Origin of the sequence: Pseudoclavibacter sp. 13-3 (assembly GCF_021168475.1) — a bacterium.
Lineage (GTDB): Bacteria > Actinomycetota > Actinomycetes > Actinomycetales > Microbacteriaceae > Pseudoclavibacter_A.
The window spans coordinates 424743-445230 of sequence record NZ_JAJOZT010000001.1; the positions used below are offsets into that span (position 1 = coordinate 424743).

At 66.6% G+C, this 20488-nt stretch carries 15 protein-coding genes; 1 reads left to right on the plus strand and 14 read right to left on the minus strand.

Annotation, left to right across the window (positions count from 1 at the left end):
• Window positions 1-13: 13 nt before the first annotated feature.
• The 7 genes from LRX77_RS01855 to LRX77_RS01885 form a co-directional block, all read right to left on the minus strand.
• A complete protein-coding gene (locus LRX77_RS01855) occupies window positions 14-1654 on the minus strand; it encodes a sensor histidine kinase (protein WP_231831154.1) in 1641 nt (546 codons plus the stop codon).
• The gene (locus LRX77_RS01860; RefSeq protein ID WP_231831155.1) at window positions 1651-2370 is read right to left on the minus strand and encodes a response regulator transcription factor; all 720 of its coding nucleotides are present in this window, start codon (window positions 2368-2370) and stop codon (window positions 1651-1653) included. Before LRX77_RS01860 ends, LRX77_RS01855 begins: the two co-directional genes overlap by 4 nt.
• Before the next feature lie 177 nt (window positions 2371-2547).
• Window positions 2548-3399 carry a glutamate 5-kinase gene (gene proB, locus LRX77_RS01865; protein WP_231831156.1) on the minus strand — a complete coding sequence of 284 codons (852 nt, stop codon included), beginning with the start codon at window positions 3397-3399 and terminating at the stop codon, window positions 2548-2550.
• Window positions 3396-5021 carry a GTPase ObgE gene (gene obgE / locus LRX77_RS01870; protein WP_231831157.1) on the minus strand — a complete coding sequence of 542 codons (1626 nt, stop codon included), beginning with the start codon at window positions 5019-5021 and terminating at the stop codon, window positions 3396-3398. The genes proB and obgE overlap by 4 nt, the downstream gene beginning before the upstream one ends.
• A 76-nt stretch (window positions 5022-5097) precedes the next feature.
• Window positions 5098-5355 (minus strand): 50S ribosomal protein L27, encoded by a 258-nt coding sequence (rpmA, locus tag LRX77_RS01875; protein ID WP_158031103.1) that lies wholly within the window; start codon window positions 5353-5355, stop codon window positions 5098-5100.
• Between the two features lie 19 nt (window positions 5356-5374).
• The gene (gene rplU, locus LRX77_RS01880) at window positions 5375-5683 is read right to left on the minus strand and encodes a 50S ribosomal protein L21 (RefSeq protein WP_231831158.1); all 309 of its coding nucleotides are present in this window, start codon (window positions 5681-5683) and stop codon (window positions 5375-5377) included.
• A 113-nt stretch (window positions 5684-5796) separates the two neighbouring features.
• Window positions 5797-8448 carry an Rne/Rng family ribonuclease gene (locus tag LRX77_RS01885; RefSeq protein WP_231831159.1) on the minus strand — a complete coding sequence of 884 codons (2652 nt, stop codon included), beginning with the start codon at window positions 8446-8448 and terminating at the stop codon, window positions 5797-5799.
• 246 nt (window positions 8449-8694) lie between these two features.
• Here LRX77_RS01885 and LRX77_RS01890 point away from each other — a divergent pair, with 246 nt between their 5' ends.
• A complete protein-coding gene (locus tag LRX77_RS01890) occupies window positions 8695-9294 on the plus strand; it encodes a vitamin K epoxide reductase family protein (protein WP_231831160.1) in 600 nt (199 codons plus the stop codon).
• A 126-nt stretch (window positions 9295-9420) separates the two neighbouring features.
• On the opposite strand, the gene ndk is transcribed toward LRX77_RS01890, so the two are convergent.
• The 7 genes from ndk to LRX77_RS01925 form a co-directional block, all read right to left on the minus strand.
• Complete coding sequence (gene ndk / locus LRX77_RS01895) at window positions 9421-9861, minus strand: nucleoside-diphosphate kinase (RefSeq protein WP_231831161.1); 441 nt, start codon at window positions 9859-9861, stop codon at window positions 9421-9423.
• A gap of 25 nt (window positions 9862-9886) precedes the next feature.
• Complete coding sequence (locus tag LRX77_RS01900; protein WP_231831162.1) at window positions 9887-10288, minus strand: DUF4233 domain-containing protein; 402 nt, start codon at window positions 10286-10288, stop codon at window positions 9887-9889.
• Between the two features lie 31 nt (window positions 10289-10319).
• The gene (locus LRX77_RS01905; protein WP_231831163.1) at window positions 10320-11819 is read right to left on the minus strand and encodes a bifunctional folylpolyglutamate synthase/dihydrofolate synthase; all 1500 of its coding nucleotides are present in this window, start codon (window positions 11817-11819) and stop codon (window positions 10320-10322) included.
• 4 nt (window positions 11820-11823) lie between these two features.
• Window positions 11824-15099, minus strand: a complete 3276-nt coding sequence (ileS, locus tag LRX77_RS01910) for an isoleucine--tRNA ligase (protein ID WP_231831496.1) — start codon at window positions 15097-15099, stop codon at window positions 11824-11826.
• A gap of 265 nt (window positions 15100-15364) precedes the next feature.
• On the minus strand, window positions 15365-15799 hold the full coding sequence (locus tag LRX77_RS01915) for a pyridoxamine 5'-phosphate oxidase family protein (RefSeq protein WP_231831164.1): 435 nt from the start codon (window positions 15797-15799) through the stop codon (window positions 15365-15367).
• A 101-nt stretch (window positions 15800-15900) separates the two neighbouring features.
• Window positions 15901-17136 carry a hypothetical protein gene (locus tag LRX77_RS01920; protein WP_231831165.1) on the minus strand — a complete coding sequence of 412 codons (1236 nt, stop codon included), beginning with the start codon at window positions 17134-17136 and terminating at the stop codon, window positions 15901-15903.
• A gap of 165 nt (window positions 17137-17301) precedes the next feature.
• A complete protein-coding gene (locus tag LRX77_RS01925) occupies window positions 17302-20328 on the minus strand; it encodes an FAD-binding and (Fe-S)-binding domain-containing protein (RefSeq protein ID WP_231831166.1) in 3027 nt (1008 codons plus the stop codon).
• Window positions 20329-20488 lie beyond the last annotated feature (160 nt).

Consider the following 20488-nt stretch of genomic DNA (forward strand, 5'->3'; position numbering starts at 1 on the left):
CGCGCCCGCGCGATCAGCCCTGATCGTGGCTCGCATCGTCGGCGTCGTGCGCACCGGCACCGTCGTCTTGCTGCGGATGCCGCAGGCGCGGCAGCAGCACCGTGAACGTGGTGCCGTGGTCGCCGTCGATCGGCCTGCCGTCGTCGTCGAAGCGCTGCGGAGTCGACGCCACCGTGACGCTGCCGCCGTGCGCGTGCACGAGCGCCTGCACGATCGAGAGGCCGAGCCCTGTGGAGCCCTGCCCCGGTGTGCGCGAGTCGTCGGCCTTGACGAATCGGTCGAAGATCGTGTCGACCATCTGCGCGGGAATGCCCTGGCCGTCGTCGCGCACCTCGATGCGCACGTCGTCGCCTGCGATCGCAGCGCCGAGCACCACGCTCGTACCGGCCGGCGTATGCGTGCGGGAGTTCGCGAGCAGGTTGACCAGCACCTGACGCAGACTGTTCTCGTCGCCCAGCACTTCGAGCGGCCGGCTGGCGTCGAGGTCGAGCTGCCAGTGGTGATTCGGCCCTGCTGCGTGCGCGTCGGCCACCGCGTCGATCAGCAGACCGCGCAGGTCGACCTCTTCACGTTCGATCACCGGCTCGTTGTCGAGGCGCGCGAGCAGCAGCAGGTCTTCGACCAGGTCGGACATGCGCTCAGACTCGCTGCGCACCCGCCCCAGCTGCTCAGCCGCGTGCGGTGGCAGCGTGTCGGCGTCGCGCAGCACGAGCTGGGTGTAGCCGCGAATCGATGCGAGCGGCGTGCGCAGCTCATGGCTGGCGTCTGCGACGAAGCGACGCAGCTTCGTCTCGCTGGTCCGACGCACCCGAAAGGCATCGTCGATGTGCGTGAGCATTCGGTTGAAGCTGCCCGCCACGCGCCCCACCTCGGTCACGTCGTCGACGAAGACCTCGGGGATGCGCTCGCTCAGCGCCGCGTCTCCGGTGGCGAGCTCACGCCCGGCCACGCTCTGCGCCGTGCGCGCGACCACCTCCAGGGGGTGCAGAGCGCGGCGCATGAGCCTCCAGCCCAGCAGCAGCGCGCCGATGCCCGCCAGCGCGATCACGATCATCTGCACGACCATGTACTGCGCGATCGTGTTGGCCACGGCCTCCTGCGAGATCGCGACAACCTGTCGAGCACCGGTGCGGTCGTTGATCGCGACGGCCCGGTAGGTGCCGAGATCGGGCAGCGGCACGTCGTAGAAGCCACCGTCGACCGGCACCTTCAGCAGCATCGCCACCTGGTCGGAGTCGAGCTGGTGAAACGTCGGGGTCTCGCCGTCGTCGATGTACCCCGCCCTCAGGGTGCCCGCTCGAAGGTCGACGATGATCGTGTGCGCCCGCTGCGTGCGCACGTCCAGGCCGGGGGGCACCGAGTCATCGGGGCGCACCACTGCATCTCCCTTGGCCACGTCTGTGGCTCGGGCACGCTCGGTCGCGAGGCTCAACTCGGTGTTGAGCTGCCCGTAGAGCGAGGTGTTCAGCGCAGAGGTGGTCACGGTTGCGATCAGCGCCACGCTCGAGAACAGCAGCGCAGCGAGCATGATCGGCAGCGTCTTGCTCAGCGGCAGCAGACGCCAGTGCCGCAGCAGACCGCGCTTCTTGCTCCGGGCCGTGCCGAGTGCGCCATGCGGCTGGTACGAGGTGCGCGGGGCCCCGCGGTCGGTCATGCTGCGGGCTTCAGCACGTATCCGACGCCTCGAACGGTGTGGATCATCGGCTCGCGCCCGTGATCGATCTTCTTGCGCAGATACGAGATGTACAGCTCGACGACGTTGACCTCGCCGCCGAAGTCGTAGTGCCAGACGTGATCGAGAATCTGTGTCTTCGACATGACCTTCTTCGCATTGCGCATCAGAAAGCGCAGCAGCTCGAATTCGGTCGCGGTGAGCTTGATGTCGTCGCCGCCGCGAGTCACCTCATATGAGTCTTCGTTCAGCGTGAGATCGCCGACGACGACAGTTGGGTCGTGCTCCTCTTCGATCCAGTGCCGCGAACGACGCAGCAGGCCGCGCACGCGCGCCATCAGCTCCTCGATGTTGAACGGCTTGGTCAGGTAGTCGTCTGCGCCGACGGTGATCCCCGCGATACGATCCTCGACCGCATCGCGGGCCGTGAGGAAGATCACCGGGATGCTCTCGTCGATCTCGTGCAGCTTGCGCAGCACCTCGAATCCGCTGAGATCGGGCAGCATCACATCGAGGATGACCACGTCAGGTCGGGTGGCGCGAGCGGCTTCGACCGCACCTCGCCCGTTGAGCGAGGTCATCACGTTCAGGCCTTCGTATCGCACGGCCGAAGCGACCAGCTCAAGCAGGTTCGGCTCGTCGTCGACGACGAGCACAGTCACGTCGTGCTTGTCTGTTCTGGCAGCTGACTCGTTCATAGGCTCTCCGATCTCTCTCACCGGGGTCTCACCCCGGGAACTTCGTGCGAGTGCCCGCGAAGCATAATCCGGGCGTTCTCATGAAGAACTGCTTCGAGCATACTGAGCGATTTCTGTGAGCGACGTGTGCGCGAGGTGTCCAGATGCTCAGATTCGCAGCTCTGTCCGCCGTGAGCCTCAGCGTTCGTGCGTGACCGACTCGATCGTCTGCAGGGCTCCGGTGTCGGTGAGCTCGTGCCCGACCACCGGGCGTGCCTCGAACCAGGTGCCGATCGAGTGCCCCGAGAGTGCGTCTGCGACATGCTCGGTCGAGGTGAGCAGCACCGGGATGCCTGCTTCGGTCGCGACCCTGGCCGAGGCGATCTTCGTGACCGCTCCCCCAGTGCCAACGCCGTTGACGGTGACCGGTGAGACCTCGATGTGCTCGAGATCGTCGTCGTGCGCGACGAAGTGCAGCGGCATCGAGCCCTGGCGCTGCGGCGGTCGGTCATAGAGCGCATCGACGTCTGAGAGCAGCACCAGCGCATCGGCGCGCACCAGCACTGCGGTGAGCGCCGCCAGCCGATCGTTGTCGCCGAAGCGAATCTCATGCGTCGCCACAGTGTCGTTCTCGTTGATGATCGGCAGCACTCGCAGGTCGAGCAGCCGATCGATGGTCTGCTGCGCCTGACGGCGATGCCGACGATCGTCGATATCGCTCGCCGTGAGCAGCACCTGGGCGGTCGTCACGCTGAAGGCGTCGAACACCGACTCGTAGCGGTACATCAGTCGCGCCTGACCGACGGCGGCCGCGGCCTGCGACGTCGCCAGGTCAGCGGGTCGACCGTTGAGGTTCAGCAGCGGCAGCCCGGTCGCAATCGCACCGGATGACACCAGCACGACCTCGACACCGCCTTCATGCAGCTGCGCCAGCGCCGACACCAGGTGGCCGAGCTGATGCTCGTTCTCACCGGTGATCGACGACGAGCCGACCTTGACGACGACGCGTCGAGCGCTCGGAATCCCAGACTGCGAGATGACGGCGCTCACCGCTGCCCACCTTCGGCTGCAGCGTCTCCGGCGGCCGCGCCCGCAGCATCCGCCACATCTTTCGAGCTTTCGGCGGATGCTGTGGTCGCCCTCGTCCGCTCGCGATCCTCCGTCCACAGGCCGGCTTCGCGTTCGGCCTGCAGCTCGGCCCGAGCGGCGGCTTTGGCGTCCATTCGCTCGTAGTATTCGACGCGCTTCTCGGCGCGGGTCGGACGCGAGTGGTCACTCAGACGCAGATCTTCACCACGGGGTGCAGCGATCTCGGCGCCGGAGGTGATCGAGGGCTCCCAGTCGAAGATGCGCTCGTCGCTGCCCGGGCCGATGACGACGGCCGAGCCGGCACGTGCACCGGCGCGGAACAGCTCCTGCTCGATGCCCAAGCGGTTCAGCCGATCGGCGAGGTACCCCACCGCCTCGTCGTTGTCGAACATCGTCTGGGCGATCCATCGTTCGGGCTTCGCGCCGAGAATGCGGAAGTACTCGCCGTCGGGGCCGGTCTCGCGAGAGACCGTGAACTCGGCCTCACGACGTCGTGCACGTGGGCGGATCACGATGCGCTCCGGCTGTTCGGCCTCGGCTTCGGCCTCCGCGCGCTGCGCGGCACGGGCCTCGGCGACCAGACCGCCCATCGCGAAGGTCAGCTCGCGAAGACCGCGACGCGTGGCCGCAGACACCTGGAACACGCGGAATCCGCGCTGCTGCAGCTCATCGGTGACGAACTCGGCCAGCTCTTCGGCCTCGGGCACATCGACTTTGTTGAGGGCCACGAGCTGCGGGCGATCGATGAGGGGCGTCTTTCCCTCGGCGACGGGATACTTCGCGAGCTCGGCCAGAATCGTGTCGAGGTCGCTGATCGGATCGCGATTCGGCTCGATGGTCGCGCAGTCGAGCACGTGCACCAGCGCCTCACAGCGCTCCACGTGTCGCAGAAAGTCGAGGCCCAGCCCCTTGCCCTCACTGGCGCCTTCGATCAGCCCGGGCACGTCGGCCACGGTGAAGCGCACATCGCCCGCCTCGACCACGCCCAGGTTGGGGGCCAGAGTCGTGAACGGATAGTCGGCGATCTTCGGCTTGGCCGCGCTCATGGCGGCGATCAGACTCGATTTGCCCGCCGAGGGATACCCGACCAGTGCCACATCAGCCATGGTCTTGAGCTCGAGGCGCACATCGCCGCTCCAACCCGGAGTGCCGAGAAGGGCGAAACCGGGGGCCTTGCGCTTGGTCGACGCCAACGAGTTGTTGCCGAGACCGCCGATGCCGCCCTGCGCCACGGTGTAGCGCATGCCCGGCTGGTCGAGGTCGATGAGCATCTGGCCATCGGCGTCGCGCACGACCGTGCCGACGGGAACGGGCAGGATCAGATCCTGACCCGCATAGCCGTCGCGATAGTCGCCCATGCCGAAGCCGCCGCCGTCGGCCCGCTGATGCGGCCGGCGGTGGTAGGCCAGCAGCGTGGTGATCTGCGGATCGGACTCGAGGATGACGTTGCCGCCATCACCGCCGTTGCCGCCGTCAGGCCCCGCGAGCGGTTTGAACTTCTCGCGGCGGATTGACGCACAGCCGTCGCCGCCGTCACCTGCCGTGACGTGCAGCACGACGTCGTCGACGAAGCTGAGTGCCATGGGATGTGCTCCTTGAGGTGCGAAAGAGGCGAGCTCGCTATGCGAGCCCGCCTCGATCATGCTGAAAAACGGAATGTCACTCCGCAGCGGTGAGAATGCTCACCACGCGGCGACGGCCCTTGCTGCTGAACTGGACTGAGCCGGTCTCGAGCGCGAAGAGCGTGTCGTCTTTGCCGCGGCCCACGTTGGCTCCGGGGTGGAAGTGCGTGCCACGCTGACGAATGATGATCTCGCCGGCGTTGACCTCCTGCCCTCCGAAGCGCTTCACGCCGAGGCGCTGTGCGTTTGAGTCGCGACCGTTGCGAGTTGAGCTCGCACCCTTCTTATGTGCCATGAGAGGACGCCTTTCGCTGTTACTTGATGCCGGTGATCTTGAGCTTGGTCAGCTCTGAGCGGTGCCCGAGGCGCCGACGGTAACCGGTCTTGTTCTTGAAGTGCTGAATGTTGATCTTGGGGCCGCGCAGGTCTTCGACCACCTCGGCGGTCACCTTGACCTTGGCGAGCTCTTCGGTCTTCGAGGTGACTTTGTCTCCGTCGACCAGCAGCAGAGCGGGAAGCTCCACAGCACCCTGCTCATCTGCCTGAACACGGTCGACAGTCACGACAGTGCCGACCTCGACCTTCTCCTGACGCCCGCCGGCGCGCACGATTGCATAAACCACGTGTCATCCTTTGTCTTGAAGTCTGTGTTCACTCGCCGGCAGAACCAGCCCGAGCCAACACTCAATATTACTCAATTGTTTGTCTGCAGGTCAAACACCCGCGACCGCGTGTCTCAGTCCTGACGCTCACCACCCGAGCTCTGCCGAAAACTCTGGCCTCGCGTCTCTTTGCCTGAGTTCGGCGTGCGGGCACCTTCCGGCAGGTGCGCGAGCACGTCTGCCAGCAGCGCGTCACGGTCGACCGGCTTCTCGGGCGAGGCCTCTGACACATGCTGCGTCTTCGGCTTCGGCAGGTCGAGGTCGAGGTCGATGTCGGCTCGTGCCGGACCAGCAGGAGCCGATGCCCGACGCGACCGGCGGCCCGATGCGAGCTCCGAGCGTCGCTGCGGATGCTGGGTCGGCTCTGCCTGCTGCCAGGACTTCGCCTGAGCATGCGTCTCGACAGACGCAGGACGTTCTGTCGATGCGTGTGCCGCCGTCACCGACCCACTGCTGCCAGACTCCGCAGGTGACGCGGGACCAGCGGGTTCGTGCGAGTGGTGCGCTGACGCAGGCTGAGGAGTTGCCGCAGACGGTGCTGGTGCCTCGACGGCCCGCGCCTCGGCAGCCGGCGTCGATGCGGTCTGGGCGATCGTGCTCGCTGCGACCTGTGCGACGGCGTTCTTCACGTTCGCGTTCAGGGTGTTCTTCACCGACTTCACGGTCTGCGTCTTCTTGCTGCGCGGCTTGCGAGCCGAACCGGGCTTGCCGCTCTGCGAGCCGTGCGTGCCCTGAACGGAGTCGGAGCTCTCGCCGAGCTGCGTGAACGTCTCGGCCAGGCCGATGCCGATCTTCTTGCGAGTCATCTGGATCAGGCCCAGCGAGGTCACCTCGGCCACCTGATGCTTGGTGCGGTCGCGACCCAGGCACTCGATCAGACGCTGCAGCACCAGATCGCGGTTCGACTCGAGCACCATGTCGATGAAGTCGACCACGACGATGCCGCCCAGGTCTCGCAGACGCAGCTGTCGGACGATCTCTTCTGCCGCCTCGAGGTTGTTCTTCGTGACGGTCTCTTCGAGGTTGCCTCCTGAGCCCACGAACTTGCCGGTGTTCACATCGATGACCGTCATGGCCTCAGTGCGGTCGATCACCAGCGAGCCGCCCGACGGCAGAAAGACCTTGCGCTCGCTCGCCTTCGCCAGCTGCTCGTTGATGCGGTAGGCGTCGAAGATGTCTTTGTCGCCGCTGTAGTGCTCGACGCGATCGACCAGATCGGGTGCGATCGTGTGCAGGTACTTCTCGATGGTCGCTTCGGCGTCTCCTCCGCTGATGACCATCTTCGTGATGTCTTCGTTGAAGACGTCTCGCACGACTTTGATCAGCAGGTTCGGCTCGGTGTGCAGCAGTGCCGGAGCCTGCTGCGTCTCGCGCAGACGCTGGATCTCTTCCCATTGCTGCTGCAGCCGGGTGACGTCGCGCTCGAGCTGTTCCTTCGTCGCGCCCTCGGCCGCGGTGCGCACGATGACGCCCACGTTCTCGGGAAGGATCTCTTTCAGCGTCTTCTTCAGACGCGAACGCTCACTGTCGGGCAGCTTGCGGCTGATGCCACTCATCGAGCCCCCGGGCACGTACACCAGGTAGCGTCCGGGCAGCGAGATCTGACTGGTCAGACGGGCGCCCTTGTGACCTACCGGGTCTTTGGTGACCTGCACCAGCACGGTGTCTCCGGCTTTGAGCGCCATCTCGATGCGGCGCTGCTTGTCGGTGACCTCGGCGGCCTCCCAGTCGACTTCGCCCGAGTAGAGCACGGCGTTGCGCCCGCGGCCGATGTCGACGAAGGCGGCCTCCATGCTGGGCAGCACGTTCTGGATGCGGCCGAGATAGACGTTGCCGATCAGCGAGAGATCTCGGGAATGGGCCGCATAGTGCTCGACCAGGATGTCATCTTCGAGCACGCCGATCTGAATGCGATCTTCAGTCGAGCGCACGATCATCTGGCGGTCGACGGCCTCACGACGGGCCTGGAACTCGACCTCTGTCACGCTCTGCCGACGGCGCCCCGCATCCCGGCTGGCATTGCGGCGCTGCTTCTTCGCCTCGAGCCGTGTCGACCCTTTGACCTTGGTCGGCGTCTCACGGTGGCTGCGGGGGCTGCTCTCCTGACTCTGCTCGTCAGCATCGTCGTCGCTCTGGCGAGACCGACGGCTGCCGTCGCGCTTTCGAGTGCGGCGACGCACGCTCTCGACGTGTTCGGGCAGGTCGGGCTCTTCGTCATCGTCACGATCGGGGAGCTCGGGCTCTTTGAACGTCAGCTCGATCGGTGCGACGATCTCGACGACCGGTGCGGCAGGTGCCGTGATCGGGGCCGCATCGCGAACGCTGAACGGTGAGAACGGTGTGATCTCGGCGAGCGGATCGGCCTCAGGTGCGACGCTGTCGGTCGACGCGGCCTCCGCACTCGCATCATCAGCAGCCTCTGGCTGGGCAGCAGCGTCGGCGGCTGGAGTCGCTGCAGCTGTTTCATCGGCCGGCCGGGCGCCTTCCAGAGCTGCATCTGCCGGCTCATGGCGATCTGTGTCAGGTGCCGCCGTCGGCGCGACCGCAGCGGTCACATCAGCGTGCGCCGCCGCGACGGTCTCAGCATCGTGCCGCGGTGCAGCACCGTCTGACGCCCCGCCGGCGGACTCATGGTCGCCGAAGGCAGATTTGGCACGTCGCGTGCGCTTTGTTCCGAAGAGCTGCCCGAAGAGGCCGCTCTTCCCATGTTCTTCATTACCCACCATCGCTGGTGCACTCCTGTATCCAGCCGCACTCTCGGTCGCCCCGAGCCGGCTCCTCAAACTGTTCGCCCGACCGCTGAGGTCGATGCGCCAAATTCAGCTCTCTCGCAGGGCGTCCTGGCCCTGAACAGCATCTGCGTCGTGTCGACGACGCCTGTGATGCGCGTCTGCGCGTGAGGGCGACTCACGCGACCCTGCCCATTATCGCATGGATTCTGAGGTTCGCCGCTGCGTGCCATAATTGGCGGCATGTCTGCAAACCGTCCGGGCACAGCCCTTTCCAAACCACTCGCCGCCACGATGATCGTCGTCGGTCTCGGCGGCCTGCTCGGAGCCTTCGAACTGGCCACTGAATACGTCAAGACCCTGCAGAATCCTTCGTATACGCCCAACTGCTCTCTGAACATCTTGGTGACCTGTGGGCCGAACATGCAGTCCTGGCAGGGCAGCCTCTTCGGTTTTCCCAACGCTCTGCTCGGCCTGATCTGCTTCATCATCCCGATCGTCGTCGGCGTGAGCGTGCTCGCCGGCGCTCGAATGTCGCGCTGGTACTGGCGGCTCTTCAACCTCGGCATGCTCGGCGGCTATGTGTTCATCACGTGGCTCTACTCGCAGAGCATCTTCGTCATCGGCACCCTGTGCCCGTGGTGCATGGAGGTCTGGTTCTTCATGATCTTCGGCTTCTGGTACATCACCGCGTGGAACCTTCGCGAGGGAAACCTCGGCGCCGCGCTCAGACGCTTCGGCACCTGGCTGTTCCACTGGGCATGGGTCATCGGCCTGCTCAACCTCGTGCTGATCGCCGTGCTCGCCGAGATCCGGCTGGGCTGGATCGAGTTCCTGCTCTGAGGCGCTGAGGCCGCCCCGCACGGTCGTGGCAGAGCCTCAGCCCAGCGCAGAAGGGGCCGCACTCGTCGAGTGCGGCCCCTTCTGCGCTCTCGCTCGCCTGCCCGGCCAGCCGCGCACATGGCGCGATCAGGCGAACCAGATGCCGATCTCGCGTGCGGCCGACTGGGTCGAGTCCGAGGCGTGCACAACGTTGCGCTGCACTGAGACGCCCCAGTCACGACCGAGGTCGCCGCGGATCGTCCCGGGAGCGGCCACTGTCGGATCGCTTGCTCCGAGCAGTGTGCGCACGCCCGGAACGACGTTGTCGCCAGCGAAGATCACGGCCACGATCGGCCCGCTGAGCATGAATTCGACGAGCGAGTCGAAGAACGGCTTGCCCTTGTGCTCGGCATAGTGACGCTCGAGCAGCTCTCGGGTGGGCGTCACCCATCGGATGTCGGCGAGACGGTAGCCCTTGCGCTCGATGCGTTCGAGCACCTCACCGGTCAGTCCGCGTTCGACGCCATCGGGCTTCACCAGGACGAGCGTACGGTCGGGAGTGCTCTGATTCTGCTCTGTGGTGGTCATCTGTCGATTCCTTTCGGGTGTTTCGTCAGTGTTGGGTCTGTTGGTCGTGCGACAGCGCTGCGGCGGCCCGGTCGGCTCGCGCCGCCATGACCATGATGTAGATCCACATGGCCAGGCAGATCAGCGATACGAAGAGGATGAACCCGCTGAAGACTCCTGCGAGCAGCAGCACGACCTGCACCGCCCAGCCGAGCCAGAGCCCGATCTGACTGCGCCGCATGAACGCCAGAGCGAGCAGCAGCAGCAGCATCGCGCCGCCGCCGACCCACCAGACCAGCGGTGACGAGATCAATCGCAGGCCGAAGAGCACCAGCGTGTAGAAGATGATCACGAACGCCTCGAATGCGAGCATCACGCCGCAGAGCTTCTGACGAAGTCTCGTACCGCTGCTCGGCGTCGCGCCGTCTGCGCTGTTCGGGGGTTTCATCGTCTTCATTCTACGTGCTGCGGCCCGCTGCTCAGAACCGCTCCCGCGACTCGGCACCGTCTGGCCACATCTCGTTCGCATCGAGGTCTTCGGCGACCGACGCCTCGAGGGCCTCTTTCGCGGCCTCGACATCGGCGTCCGCCGTCGCATCAGCCGCGGCCGAAGGAGTGTCGGCTGCGGCCAGCGCAGCCACCTCTCCGATGACCGTGATCGAACCGGTCACGATGATGCCGGAGTGCTCGACCTCGTGCGCCAGGTATCGGGCTTCGTCCAGCGCCTCTTCCACGTCGTCGACGACCCGCACCCGCTCGATGCCGAACACTTGCACGGCCAGCGCGGCCAGGTCATCCGCCGGAATCGCTCGCGGCGAGTGCGAGGCCGTGACGACGACCTCGTCGACGGCGCCGTCGAGCGCCTGCAGAAAGCCCTTCGCGTCTTTGTCAGACAGCACGCCGATCACGGCGACTGTGCGATCGAAGCGAAAGTTCTCGAGCAGCGCACGGGCCAGGCTGCGCGCTCCGTGCGGGTTGTGCGCGGCGTCGATGATCACCGTGGGGTCGGTGCCGACCACCTGCAGCCGACCGGGCGACGTGGCCGAAGCGATGCCGGGCTCGACGACATCGGCGCCCAGGGGCACGTCTCCCCCACCGAGAAAAGCCTCGACGGCGGCGATCGCCAGCGCGGCGTTCTGCGCCTGATGCTCTCCGTAGAGCGGCAGGGCGAGATCGCGATAGGTGCCGGCCAGCCCACGCACGTCGACCACCTGCCCGCCCACGGCAGGCTGCGCGCCCAGCACCTCGAAATCGGTGCCCGCTCGCTGCAGCGTGATGCCCAGCGAGTCGGCTTTCGCCTGCAGCTCGTGCATCGCCTCGGGTGCCTGGGCGGCGGTCACCGCGATGGCCCCTGGCTTCATGATGCCGGCCTTGGTGCGCGCGATCTCGGCGATCGTACTGCCCAGCACCTTGGTGTGGTCGAGCGCGATCGGCGCGAAGACCGCAACGTCGCCATCGGCGGTGTTCGTCGAGTCCCATTCACCGCCCACGCCGACCTCGAGGCAGATGACGTCGACGGGGGCGTCGGCGAACGCCGCAAAGGCGAGTACGGTCAGGGCCTCGAAGAAGGTCAGCGCCGCCCGGCCCTCTGCGCGCAGCTGCTCGTCGACGATCTCGACGAAGGGCTGCACATCCTGCCAGGTGCCCAGCAGCCGCTCGTCGCTGATCGGCGAGCCGTCGATCACGATGCGCTCGTTGAAGCGCACCAGGTGCGGGCTGGTGAACACGCCGACGCGCAGGCCCGCCGACACGAGCATCGACGCCGCAATGCGAGCGGTCGACGACTTGCCGTTGGTGCCCGTGATGTGGATGACCCGGTACGATTTCTGCGGATCGCCCAGCAGGTCGAGCACTCGAGCGACGGCGTCGAGCCGTGGCTCGATGCGGTTCTCCGGGGCGCGCCCGTAGAGCTGCTCGGTCAGCTGGTCGACACTGGTCGGAGCGGCGGCAGCTGTCGTGGTGTTGCGTGCGTCAGTCACAGGTTCAGGCCTTCTCGATCAGGATGCCGACGTGGTCGCCGTCGCCGACGGGCTGGTCGGCCTGGCTGCCGAGCGCCTCCACGGTGACGATCTGCAGTTCGGTCGAGAGCGTCTCGGCCGCGATCAGGTCGCGGTTGGCAGTGAGAGCCACGCGCACTGCGTCGTCTGCGCCCAGGGTCAGGTGGATGCGGTCGCTGATCTCGAGTCCGGCTGCACGACGTGCCTGCTGCACCTGGCGCACGGTGTCTCGGGCCAAGCCCTCGGCGGCGAGCTCTGGCGTCACCACGGTGTCGAGCAGCACGAAGCCGCCGCCTGGAAGCAGTCCGACCGCATGATCGGAGCTGCCGTCAGAGCTTGCGTCTGCGACCAGATCGATCGAGTACTCCCCCGGTTGCAGAGCGATGCCGCCCGAGACGACCTGCTCGCCGTCTGCACTCCAGTCACCGGTCTTCGAGCCCTTGATGGCGGTCTGCACCTCGCGCCCGAGACGCGGGCCGCACACGCGCGCATGCACGGTCAGACGCTTCGACACGCCGAAGCGCTCTGCGGTCTGCTCGCTGAGCTCGGCGAGGTCGACCGACTTCACGTTGAGCTCGTCACGGAGGATGTCGGCGAACGGGGCCAGCGCATCCGCACCGACCTCGACGACGGTGAGCTTCGCCAGCGGCAGACGCACCCGGAGGTGCTCTGCCTTGCGCAGGGCGAGTGCGGCGCTCGAGACGTCGCGCACCTGATCCATCGCGGCGATCAGGTCGTCGTCATGCGGGAACGCGTCGGCGTCGGGCCAGTCCTGCAGATGCACGCTCTCGCCGCCGGTGAGATCCTTCCAGATTCGCTCGGTGACCAGAGGCAACAGCGGAGCGGCAACGCGCGTGACCGTCTCGAGCACCGTGTAGAGCGTGTCGAACGCGTCAGTGTCTTCACCGACCCAGAAGCGATCGCGGCTGCGACGCACGTACCAGTTGGTCAGCACGTCGGCGAACTGCCGCAGGGCATCTGTGGCGTCGACGCCGTTGAGGCCTTCGAGCGCCACCTCGACCGTGCGCACCAGATCGCCGGTCTTGGCCAGCAGGTAGCGGTCGAGCACATCGGTCGAGTCGGTGCGCCACTTCGCCTCGTAGCCGACCGACGACGCGCCGGCGGGCCGTGCCGAGTTGGCATACATCTGGAAGAAGTACCACGTGCTCCAGAGCGGCAGGATGACCTGCCGCACGCCCTCGCGGATGCCCTCTTCGGTGACGATCAGGTTGCCGCCGCGCAGCACCGGGCTCGACATCAGGAACCAGCGCATGGCGTCTGAGCCGTCGCGGTCGAAGACCTCGTTGACGTCGGGATAGTTGCGCAGCGACTTCGACATCTTCTGACCGTCGTTGCCGAGCACGATGCCGTGACTGATCACATTGGTGAACGCCGGGCGGTCGAAGAGCGCCGTGGCGAGCACGTGCATGTTGTAGAACCAGCCGCGGGTCTGCCCGATGTACTCGACGATGAAGTCAGAGGGGTTGTGGGTGTCGAACCACTCTTTGTTCTCGAACGGGTAGTGCACCTGTGCGAACGGCATCGACCCTGACTCGAACCAGCAGTCGAGCACCTCGGGCACTCGGCGCATCGTCGACTTGCCTGTGGGATCATCAGGGTTCGGGCGGGTGAGCTCGTCGATGTACGGCCGGTGCAGGTTGTCGACCTTCACGCCGAAGTCGTGCTCGAGCTGTTCGATCGATCCGTAGACGTCGACGCGCGGGTACTCGGGATCATCGCTCTTCCACACCGGAATCGGCGCACCCCAGTAGCGGTTGCGCGAGATGTTCCAGTCGCGGGCGTTCTCGAGCCACTTGCCGAACTGGCCGTCTTTGACGTTGTCCGGCACCCAGTTGATCTTCTGGTTGAGCTCGATCATGCGGTCTTTGACCTTGGTGACGTTCACGAACCAGGCGGGCAGCGCCATGTAGATGAGCGGCTTGCCGCTGCGCCAGGAGTGCGGGTACGAGTGCTCGATGGTCGCCTGCTCGAGCAGTCGACCGCGCGACTTGACCAGCTTGATCAGCGTCTTGTTCGCATCGAACACGTTGACACCGGCGACCTCGGGCACGCTGGGCAGGAACTCGCCCGCCTGATTGACCGAGAGCACGACCGGGATGTCGTACTTCTGGCAGGTCAGCTGGTCGTCTTCGCCGTAGGCCGGAGCCTGGTGGACGATGCCGGTGCCGTCTGTGGTCGACACGTAGTCGGCCACCAGGATCTGCCAGGCGTTCTGCGTGCCGTACTGCTGCGCGTCGGCGAAGTAGTCGAACAGGCGCTCGTAACGCACGTGCTCGAGTTCCGCGCCCAGCAGCGTGCGCTCCACGGCATCCTGCGCCGCTTCGGCCGAGTCGTAGCCCAGCACCTTCGCATGCGACCCGACCAGCTCGCGGGCCAGCACGAAACGGGTGCCCTCGGGCGAGCCGTCACCGGCACCGGCCGGGCCTGCTGGCACGACTGCATAGACGATCTCGGGTCCGACGGCGAGCGCGAGGTTGGTCGGCAGCGTCCACGGGGTCGTCGTCCAGGCGATCGCCTTGGCGCCTTCGAGCCCGAGAGCGGCGGCCTTGTCGCCGATCAGCCGGAAGGTGATCGTGACCGTGGGATCCTGACGCATCTTGTAGGCGTCGTCGAGCTTCGTCTCCTGGTTCGACAACGGCGTCTGCTCGTGCCAGCTGTACGGCAGCACGCGATAGCCGTCGTAGATCAGGCCCTTGTCATAGAGAGTCTTGAACGCCCAGATGACGCTCTCCATGTAGGTGAGGTCGAGCGTCTTGTAGTCGTTGTCGAAGTCGACCCAGCGAGCCGAACGGGTGACGTACTCGCGCCACTCGTTGGTGAAGCGCAGCACACTGGCGCGGGTCGCCTCGTTGAACTTCGCGATGCCGAAGGTCTCTTCGATCTCGCGCTTGTCGATGATGCCGAGCTCTTTCTCAGCCTGCAGCTCGGCGGGCAGACCGTGAGTGTCCCAGCCGAAGCGACGCTCCACACGCTGACCGCGCATGGTGTGAAAACGGGGAAAGACGTCTTTGGCGTAACCGGTCAGCAGATGCCCGTAGTGCGGCAGGCCATTGGCGAACGGAGGGCCATCGTAGAACACCCACTCGGGAGCCTGCTGGTCACGACGCTGATCGATCGACTTCTGAAAGGTGCCGGCGCCCTTCCAGAACGCCAGAATGCCCTGCTCGACTGTGGGAAAGCTCGGCGAAGGCTGAACTGATTCGGGATGCTCGCTGCCGGGGCTGGGAAGCGGATAGACCATTGCGCGTGTCACTCTCGTGCTCGTTCACCTGCACGAGGACGCCGCCCTTCTGCGAAAGACGTGCGCGGTACCACCTCGCTTGCCCGCCTGCCCCGCCTCACGACGGCACCGGCGAACCGCTTCTCTTCGGCTGTGTCGGGCCGGACCCGTCTGGGTCTACTGAGCAGCCGTTCGCGACGGTCTGCCGTTCTTCCAGATGCTCCCCGGTGATGGCCGGATCAGCGCAGTATCTCAGTGTAGCGCGATCGGGGCCCATCCGCAGCGATCAGGCAGCTCCTTCAGGCTCTGCCTCGGGCTCGGGCCCGAACGCGAAACGTCGACCGGCGATCTCGCTCACCACGATGCGCACGACATTCTCTTTGACGGTCGGCACCCACGGCCTGAGCCCTGCCTGTTCGGCCGCTTCGAGGGCGCTGTTCGAGGTCAGCACCTCGGCGGAGCCCTTGGCGACAACGCTCCATCCGCCGGTCTCGGTGTACTGCTCGGTCTGAAACGCGACCTTCGGGTTCGCAGTCACGCCGAAGAGCTTGGTGCCGGGCGCGGTGCGGAACAGGATGGTGCGATCATGCACGGCGTAGTTCACGGGCAGCACCTCGGGCGCATCGTTGACGATGAAGCCGAGGTGGCCGAGCGTGTTCGCAGCGAACAGCTGCCAGGCCTCGTCTTCGCGGACTCGGGTGATCACGGTGTTCTCTTCCATACATCAGATGTACACCCTGCGGTGAGAAGAGTCCACTTTCGACCTCGCCCCGACAGACGCCTCGAAGAGCCCGGGGCGCATCAGCACCAGCAGGTTGACTCTCAGTACCAGCCGGTTGACTGGGAATGACCCCAGGCACCGCAGGGCGTGCTGTAGCGACCTCGGATGTAGCTCAGCCCCCACTCGATCTGCGTCTGCGCGTTGGTTCGCCAGTCTGCGCCCGCCGAGGCCATCTTGCTGCCGGGCAGCGACTGCGGAATGCCATAGGCCCCGCTGCTGCTGTTCTGAGCGTTGACCTGCCAGCCGGACTCCTTCTGCCAGAGGTTGACCAGACAGACGTACTGGTCGTTGCCCCAGCCGAGCTGGGCGATGCGCGACTGTGCGTAGGCCTTCGCCGCAGCCGGCGATGAACCGCTGCTTGGGGCTGGCGTCGGTGTCGGAGCCGGCGTTGGGGTCGGCGTCGGGGTCGGGGTCGGCGTCGGACTGCTCGGCGATGCTGTTGTCTGCGGCGCAGCCGAAGCAGTGCTGCGGGAGGGTGCGCTCTGCGTTGATGCGGCTGGAACCGGCGGCTCGTTCGACGCGGCGATCGAGGCTGCGAGTTCGCGCTGCCGGCGTTCTTCGGCCTCTTGCGCAGCAGTCGTGCGTTTGATGTCGGCGAGCTGCTGCAGCAGCCCCTGCTGCTGAGTCTGCAGCGCGCTGACGGCCGCATCGGCCTGCGAGGCTGCTGCCGTCGCTGCCTGTGCGTCGCTCTCGGCTTCATGGGCGAGACGCTCCCGCTCAGACTCCACCTGCTGCTGCTGATCGGTCAGCGCCTGAAGCTCGCTGGCACGCTGCCCCGCTTCGGTCATGCGCTGATCGGTCTGCTGCGAGACCTGCCCCAGCGTGGTCAGCCGCCAGAGCGCGGCCGAGGGATCGCGACTGGTCACCAGCTGGCCAGCGGGATCAGCCTCCATCCCGGTGCCTCTCGCCAGCTGCTGCACGGCGGAGGTGCTGTTTCGACGAGCCTCGTCGGCGGCGGCGCGTGCAGTGTCGATCTGGCCCTGCAGCTCTGCCAGCTGCGCCGTGGCCGCAGCCAGCGCCTGTTGGGCGTCGCTCGCATCGCCCTGGGCACGGACAGCGGCATCGCCGGCTTCGTCTGAACTGTGCTCCAGATCGTCGAGCTGCCCGTTGATCGCGTCGATCTGCGCCTGGGTGTCACCAGCGGCGTCGGCGTGTGCCAGCGAGACCTCGACATGCCCAGATTCGAGCGACGAAGGGGTGACAGCGAGCGCGGTCGCCAGCGTGCACGCAGCTGCAGACCCTGCCGCCCAGCGCAGCGGTCGTCGTCTCGAGGTCATCCGGTCTCTCACTCTCTTGCCGAAAGGTGCCGTCGACGGCCACGCGGCGTCAGAATCCACCATGCACGGCACGACGACACTCTCGACCCTAGTCAACCCGTGTCGGGTTCGCATCTGTGTCGGCGAACGCATAGTCGCCTCAGACGAAGCGGCTCCTCGCGCTGATCAGTACGTCAGGTGCAGTCCGTCGGCCAGAAGCTGAGCCAGGGCTCGTCCGTCTTTGTCGGCGAGGTTGTCGGCCTGCGTGCGACACGAGAACCCGTCTGCCAGATAGACATAGTCACCGCTGCAGCTGCGCTCCGCCTCGCGCAGCGCCGGCAGCAGGGCATTCTCGGCCACAGCGACCGAGGTCTCGTAGTGCCCCTTCTCCATGCCGAAGTTGCCCGCGAGCCCACAGCAGCCGGCGAGCTCGGCGAATTCCACGCCGGCTCGTTTCAGAAGCGCGCGGTCAGGTGCGAAACCGATCACGGAATACTGGTGGCAGTGCGGCTGCACCACCGCTGTGGTGCCGTGCAGATCGGGCAGCTGCCACTCAGGGCGCGGCCCGAGCGGTGCCGGCGCGCTGAGCAGCTCCGAGAGGGTGAACACATGATCGGCGACGACCTGCGAGCGTGGATCGTCTGGCAGCAGATGCAGCAGATCGCTGCGCAGCACCGCCGTGCACGAGGGCTCGAGCCCCATGATCGGAATGCCACGAGCTGCGAACGGCCCGAGCTTGCCCAGCAGATCTTCAAGCCGAGACTTCGCTCCGTCGAGCTGACCGGTCGAGATCCAGGTCAGGCCGCAGCAGGCGTTGTCCGGCGGCAGCACCACCTCGTAGCCTGCGTCTTCCAGCACGGCCACGGCCGCGCGCGGAATCTCCGGCGCGATCCCGTTGCTGAACGAGTCGGTCCACAGAACCACCGGGGTGCGCACACCGGCCCGCCGTGCAGCCACCGCACCTCGACGCGCGCCACTGCCCGCGGCATCCACCGGGAGCATGCCCGTCGCCGCACCCGCTCTCCCACCCACCGAAGCGACCCAGTCGACGTCGGTGAAGAAGTCGTGCGAGCGCCGCCGACCGTCTCGTTTGAGCCAGCGCCCGAACTGCTGCGGTGCGAACGCGGGCATGCGCCGGCGATGGTCCATGCCGCCGCCGCGGACGATGGCCTGCTGCACTCCGGGCACCTTCATGATCGCGTTGACCGCGGCCGGGGCGATGCCGACGAGGCGCAGCCAGCGCGGCAGCCAGCCCAGCGAGTAGTGCGACATCGGCCGCACCCTGCCCCTGTTCTTGTGGTAGAGCACCTCTGACTTGTACTGCGCCATGTCGATGCCAGCCGGGCAGTCGCTCGAGCAGGCCTTGCACGAGAGGCACAGATCGAGCGCGTCGGCGACCTCGGGGGCGTCCCAGCCGCCATCGACCAGCGTGCCGCGGATCATCTCTTCGAGCACCCGGGCACGCGCGCGGGTCGAGTCCTTCTCATCTTTGCTCGCCTGATACGACGGGCACATGAAGCCGCCGGCGGCGCGCATGTCGGCACGGCACTTGCCGACGCCCATGCAGCGGTGCACGGCTTTCGAGAAGTCTCCGTGGTCGCTCTCGAACGAGAAGCCGCCGGATGCCGGCACCGGCCCGGCGCTCGGGCGTCGCACCTGCTCGTCGATGGGGTCGGGATCGACCAGCACGCCGGGGTTCAGCAGGGAATCCGGGTCGAACACTCCTTTGACCCGGCGGAAGAGATCGATCGCGTCGGCCGAGTACATGCGCGGCAGCAGTTCGGAACGAGCCCGACCGTCGCCGTGCTCGCCCGAGAGCGAGCCCCCGTAGGTCGCCACCAGGTCGGCGGCGTGCTCCATGAAGTCGCGCATCACCTGTGGGTCGCGGTCAAGTGGAAAGTCGATGCGGATGTGTGTGCAGCCGTCGCCGAAGTGGCCGTACATCAGCCCGTCGAGTCGGAACTCCTGCATCAGCGCGTCGAAACGTCGCAGGTACTCGCCGAGGCGGGCCGGCGGCACGGCGGCGTCCTCCCAGTTCGGCCAGGCCTGCTCCCCGGCAGGCGTGCGGCCGCCGAGCCCGGCGCCGTCGGCTCGAATGCGCCACATCGCGGTCGCGTCGGGGCCGGGCGGGAAGACGGCGACCTGGTCGCTGGCGGATGCCTCGGCGAGCTGGTGGGCTCTCTCGCGGGCGTCTGCCTCGTCGACTCCGCCCACCTCGACCATCATCCAGCCGGCGCCCTTGGGCAGCTCGGGAACTGCGCCGTCACCCTTGTGCTGACGCACCACGTCGACCAGCCGGGAATCCATGCCCTCGATCGCCAGCGGCTTCAGCGGCAGCAGATTGACGACATCATCGGCCGCCTCGAACATGTCTGGGTAGCCCAGAACGACGAGGTGCGGAGCAGTCGGCACCGGCACCAGCCGGATGGTGGCCTGCAGGATCACGCAGAGCGTGCCCTCGGTGCCGGCGAGCATGCGGGCCAGGTTCTCTTTGCGCTCGGGCAGCAGATGCTCGAGCGAATAGCCCGAGACCTGACGCCCGAAGGTGCCGAACTCACGGCGAATCGTGGCGAGCCCGCCGCGAACGATGTCGCGCAGCTCGGGAAACCCGTCGAGACCGGTCGAGGCGGTGAACCGGCGCCCGGTGCCGTCGACGACGTCGAGGTCGACGACCTGGTCGGCGCTGCGCCCCCAGGCGAGCGCATGCGGACCGCACGCGTTGTTGCCGATGGAGCCGCCGATGGTGCAGCGCGTCCACGTCGAGGGGTCTGGGCCGAAGCGCAGCCCGTGCGGAGCACCGGCTTTCTGAATCGCAGCGAGCAGCACGCCGGGCTGCACGACCGCCGTGCGCGATTCTGGATCGAGCGAGAGGATGCGGTTGTAATGCCGCGACGTATCGAGCACGACGCCCGGGCCGATGGCGTTGCCGGCGATCGAGGTGCCGGCGCCGCGCATGGTGACAGGCAGCCGGTGCGCTCGAGCGATGCGCATCACAGCGACGATATCGTCGGCCGAACGAGGAAAGACCACCGCACGCGGTGCGACACGATAGACCGAGGCATCCGACGAGTACTCGGCCCGTCGGCGCGTGCCCGAATCCACATCAGCGGCACCGCCGCTCAGCGCACCCGCGATCTCGGCGACGATGTCAGGGTCAAGAGCAGCAGCATCCGCCGGCGGTCTGAGCACCGGGGGGCCGGCCAATGTCGACATGCGATCTTCCTTTCGAGACTCCCCCATTCGTCGTGGAGCGAGTTTCGCGCTCGTGTGAGCACAGCTCGAATCTTACAATGCACGCGGCGACGACATCAGCGAGCAGCAGCCCGGCGCCGATCGCACGAGGCTGTTGCGTCGAGTCAGTGGTGCATGCCGA

What these genes read in the sequence shown, in the direction of transcription:
- LRX77_RS01915 (WP_231831164.1), bottom strand. Translation starts at nt 15,799, where the DNA reads ATGGAAGAGAACACCGTGATCACCCGAGTCCGCGAAGACGAGGCCTGG.
- LRX77_RS01855 (WP_231831154.1), bottom strand. Translation starts at nt 1,654, where the DNA reads ATGACCGACCGCGGGGCCCCGCGCACCTCGTACCAGCCGCATGGCGCA.
- ndk (WP_231831161.1), bottom strand. Translation starts at nt 9,861, where the DNA reads ATGACCACCACAGAGCAGAATCAGAGCACTCCCGACCGTACGCTCGTC.
- LRX77_RS01925 (WP_231831166.1), bottom strand. Translation starts at nt 20,328, where the DNA reads ATGTCGACATTGGCCGGCCCCCCGGTGCTCAGACCGCCGGCGGATGCT.
- LRX77_RS01920 (WP_231831165.1), bottom strand. Translation starts at nt 17,136, where the DNA reads ATGACCTCGAGACGACGACCGCTGCGCTGGGCGGCAGGGTCTGCAGCT.
- LRX77_RS01890 (WP_231831160.1), top strand. Translation starts at nt 8,695, where the DNA reads ATGTCTGCAAACCGTCCGGGCACAGCCCTTTCCAAACCACTCGCCGCC.
- LRX77_RS01860 (WP_231831155.1), bottom strand. Translation starts at nt 2,370, where the DNA reads ATGAACGAGTCAGCTGCCAGAACAGACAAGCACGACGTGACTGTGCTC.
- ileS (WP_231831496.1), bottom strand. Translation starts at nt 15,099, where the DNA reads ATGGTCTATCCGCTTCCCAGCCCCGGCAGCGAGCATCCCGAATCAGTT.
- LRX77_RS01885 (WP_231831159.1), bottom strand. Translation starts at nt 8,448, where the DNA reads ATGGTGGGTAATGAAGAACATGGGAAGAGCGGCCTCTTCGGGCAGCTC.
- LRX77_RS01900 (WP_231831162.1), bottom strand. Translation starts at nt 10,288, where the DNA reads ATGAAACCCCCGAACAGCGCAGACGGCGCGACGCCGAGCAGCGGTACG.
- obgE (WP_231831157.1), bottom strand. Translation starts at nt 5,021, where the DNA reads ATGGCACTCAGCTTCGTCGACGACGTCGTGCTGCACGTCACGGCAGGT.
- rpmA (WP_158031103.1), bottom strand. Translation starts at nt 5,355, where the DNA reads ATGGCACATAAGAAGGGTGCGAGCTCAACTCGCAACGGTCGCGACTCA.